The following is a 4,111-nucleotide window of genomic DNA, read 5'->3' on the forward strand; positions in this document are numbered from 1 at the left end:
GCCTGCATGAACCGGATCACGGCCCTACAGACGGTCGTCATCCATCCACGGAAGGACCTGCCGGTGGTTACCGGTGCGCTGACGGAAAGCGGCTGCCGGGTCTTCTGACCGGGCTTTCCGCCGGACGGGGGAGGCGAGTCTCGACGTTTGCGGCTCCCCCGCCCTTCGAGGCGCCGGCGCGACCCGCCTTGCGCCAGCGCATGAGCTGGCCTGTGAGCGCGAGCGCAATCGCGCGGTAGGTCGAAAGACAGAGCAGCTGGCGATAGAAGAGCCGTTGCAGCGGCAGCAGGAGAAGCAGACGCTTGTCTTCTCCTTTTTCGAAGCGGAATGCCATCAACCCGAAGGCGAGGTCCGACAGGATGAAGGCGCCGTAGGCGGCCGCGACATAGGGCGACCCCTCCGACCACGGTGCAGTCGGGTCGAGGTAGAGCGTGACCACGCGATCGATGAGCGTCGACACGAAGACTATGTCGATGAGCGGCGCCAGCGCCGTCATCACCACGCCGAACAGCAGGAGGTCGGTGATCGAGACGAGGCCGAGCCCCTTCATCTCGGTGACCGCGCCGCGGTGTTTCCAGCCGGTCTGCATCATGCCGAACAGCCAGCGCAGGCGCTGATGGAGGAAACGATCGAGATCAGTCGGCGCCTTGGTCAGCGCGATCGCCCCTTCCTCGTACACGACCTTGTAGCCGGCCCGGATCACCGAAACCGTGAGGTCGGCATCTTCGGCGAAGGTCTGGCCGGAATAGTAGCCGGCCTCCTCGACGGCCTTGCGGCGCCAGACGCCGATGGCGCCGGGGACCACCAGCATGCCGTTGATCCTTTCGGCGGCGCGACGGTCCATGTTCTGGGCGGTGATGTATTCAAGGGCCTGCAAGCGCGTGAGCAGGCGATCGCGATTGCCGACCTTGACATTGCCGGCGACCGCGCCGACGGCCGGATCGCNGTCTTCGGCGAAGGTCTGCCCGGAATAGTGGCCGGCCTCCTCGACGGCCTTGCGGCGCCAGACGCCGATGGCGCCGGGGACCACGAGCATGCCGTTGATCGTTTCGGCGGCGCGACGGTCCATGTTCTGGGCGGTGATGTATTCGAGCGCCTGCATGCGGGTCAGCAGGCGATCGCGATTGCTGACCTTGACGTTGCCGGCGACCGCGCCGACGGCCGGATCGCGGAAATGGCGGACGGCCTTGCCGATCGCGTCCGGCGCGATCGTGGTGTCGGCATCGATCGCCACCACGATATCCGTGTCGACATAGGTGTAGGCGTGGTTGAGGGCGGCGTATTTGCCGTGGTTGCTCTGCCGCATGATGCGGACGCGGGGATCGTCTTCGTATTCCTCCAGGAGCCGCAAGCAGGTCTTGTCGGTCGAGCCGTCGTCGACGACGATCACCTGGAGGTTCCGATAGTCCGAGACCAGGACCGAGGCCAGGGTCCCGACGATGGTTTCCTCTTCGCAGTAGGCCGGAACCAGCACCGTGACCGGCGGTGTGTAGTCCGGGTCCCGCAATGGGTGGCGGCGGCGAAGATGCGAGGCCACGGTGACGAATAGCACGCGGGCGATGCCGGCAACGACGGATACCCAGAAGAGCAGTTTGATCGTCAGAGACAGATAGCGAGGGTCGTGAAGGAAACCGCGTCGAAGGTGGTTGCCGGGCCCTCGTCCGGCGGCATGACCTTGTCGGCGGGCAGGCCGAGCATGTCGGCCAGCGTCACGAAACGGTAGCCTTCGGTCCGCAGCGTATCGACGAGGAGAGCCGTCGCCTCGACGGTCGACGTGCGATCGCCGCCGCCGTCGTGCAGCACGATGACGTTGCCGATGCCCGCCTTCAGCTCCCGCAGCACCGACGCGACGATCTCGTCGGCGGAGATCTGCCGCCAGTCCGGAGGGACGATGTCGGCGCCGGCGACGATGTAGCCTTGCTGGTCCAGGAGGCGCATCGGCTCGGCTTCGGCGCCCGTCAACGGTCCCTCGCTGCGACCGTAGGGCGAGCGGAAGAGCAGCGTCTGGTGCCCGGTCAGGCTGGNTTGATCGTCAGAGACAGATAGCGAGGGTCGTGAAGGAAACCGCGTCGAAGGTGGTTGCCGGGCCCTCGTCCGGCGGCATGACCTTGTCGGCGGGCAGGCCGAGCATGTCGGCCAGCGTCACGAAACGGTAGCCTTCGGTCCGCAGCGTATCGACGAGGAGAGCCGTCGCCTCGACGGTCGACGTGCGATCGCCGCCGCCGTCGTGCAGCACGATGACGTTGCCGATGCCCGCCTTCAGCTCCCGCAGCACCGACGCGACGATCTCGTCGGCGGAGATCTGCCGCCAGTCCGGAGGGACGATGTCGGCGCCGGCGACGATGTAGCCTTGCTGGTCCAGGAGGCGCATCGGCTCGGCTTCGGCGCCCGTCAACGGTCCCTCGCTGCGACCGTAGGGCGAGCGGAAGAGCAGCGTCTGGTGCCCGGTCAGGCTGGCGATCAGCCGTTCGGTGGCGTTGAGCTCCATGCGTGCGCGCCAGCCGGAGGCGTTCTCGAGCGCCGGGTGGCTGAAGGTATGGACGCCGATCTCGTGACCATCGTCGACAATCCGGCGGATGATGTCCGGATTGTCGAGCGCCTGCTTGCCGATGACGAAGAAGGTGGCGGGTGCATTCCGTGCCGCGAGTTCGTCGAGGACGGCATTGGTGTAGACGCGGTCCGGGCCGTCGTCGAAGGTGAGCGCCACCATTCCGGGCTGGCCGGTGCCGTAGCGCAGCACGGTGAACGGTTCCGCTGCGCGCGCGTAGTCCTCGGTGATGACGAGGCCGGTCGAGGGATCGAGGACGACATTGCGGATACCTGTCTCCGGCGCGCGCACCAGCTTGTGGAAGGCGCCCTTGCCGTCATAGCCGACGTAATCGCCGATCGCGACTTCCTTCAGCAGCGACTGTACCGACTGACCTGCCGTGCGGCGATCGAGCAGGCGCCAGATGGCCGGGTCTGCGTCGGTCGACGGCCAGACGGCGACGGCCGGCATCGTTCCGGTGTGCGAAAGCGCGACCAGCTGGTTGTGGAAGGAGACCGCGTCCAGCATCCAGATGCGGTGGCGGTTTCCGGCGTCGTCGACGAACCGCGTCGTCGGGTTGAGCGACACCGGATCGAGCCGGATGCTGCCGCCGTAGAGACCAGAGAGACGGGCGCCCTCAGGAAAGGCGACCGGCCGCGGCTCGCCGGTATTGCTGACCCAGTCGTAGCCGCCTGTGCCGAACGCGACGATCAGCTTGTCGGCTGGTACCGCCGCGACCACTGAGGAAAGCGCGGCCGTCAGCCAGGCCTGGGGTGCAAGCGGCGTCGGCCGCGGACTGTCGCCGGGGTCCTGGAAGGCAAGAACCACATAGCGGTCGACCGCGGCGGCGAGTGCTGGCTCGCTCCAGGGCGCTTCCGAGATCGGGGTGACGATGCAGGTTCGCCGGCCCGCGGGGGCGAAGGATTGCTTCAGCGACGCGACCAGTCGCGCCAGATCGCGATAGGAGGTTTCCGGCACCGCCGCGGCATCGAGGCAGATGCCGTCATAGCTTCGCGCCTGGACTTCTCGCGCCAGTGCCTCGGCAATCCGCGTCGAGGTCTCGGGCGAGGCGAGGGCGGCGGCGGTCTTTCCCGGATCGTTGTCGGCGGAGAGTTCCACGACCGGCAGCAGGGTGAGCGCCGGGCGCCGGCGTGCCACGACCTCGGCGATGCGCTGCTGGTGGGGGGCGGAAAAGCCCAAGGGGACGAGATCGCCCTGCGGAAGATCGACCCGGTACCATTCCGGCATCAGGCCGTCCATTGCAGGCAGGTCCTTCTGCAGCGAACGGTCGCTCCACTCGGGCCAGTAGGGAAGATGGCCGAAGACCTTCGGCGGGATCGTCCGCGCCGCGGGAGAGGAGGGCGTGGCCGCAGCCGGCGCGGGCGGCCGGGGTACCGACATGTCGATGGATTGCGGGGCACCGACGCCATCGCGCAGGACGCCCGGCGAGGGAAGCTTTCCAAGAAGATAGAGGCTGACGCCGAAGGCGCCGAACCAGAGGACGAAGAAGGCAAGCACGAGTGCGGCGCCGACCTTGACGATCGTTCCGCGTTTTGACCCAGGAGCGTAAAAAATGGGCGCGTC

3 protein-coding genes are annotated in these 4,111 nt (G+C 67.3%); all 3 read right to left on the reverse strand.

The window, feature by feature from the left end:
- Positions 1–67: 67 nt before the first annotated feature.
- Positions 68–1,552 carry a glycosyltransferase family 2 protein gene (locus ACM6UT_RS22965; protein WP_416799598.1) on the reverse strand — a complete coding sequence of 495 codons (1,485 nt, stop codon included), beginning with the start codon at positions 1,550–1,552 and terminating at the stop codon, positions 68–70.
- A 47-nt stretch (positions 1,553–1,599) separates the two neighbouring features.
- Positions 1,600–1,962 (reverse strand): polysaccharide deacetylase family protein, encoded by a 363-nt coding sequence (locus ACM6UT_RS22970; RefSeq protein WP_416799599.1) that lies wholly within the window; start codon positions 1,960–1,962, stop codon positions 1,600–1,602.
- Between the two features lie 70 nt (positions 1,963–2,032).
- A partial coding sequence (locus tag ACM6UT_RS22975) for a polysaccharide deacetylase family protein (protein ID WP_416799600.1) occupies positions 2,033–4,111 on the reverse strand: 2,079 nt, incomplete at its 5' end.

It is taken from the genome of Ciceribacter azotifigens (assembly GCF_048159625.1).
Lineage (GTDB): Bacteria > Pseudomonadota > Alphaproteobacteria > Rhizobiales > Rhizobiaceae > Allorhizobium > Allorhizobium azotifigens.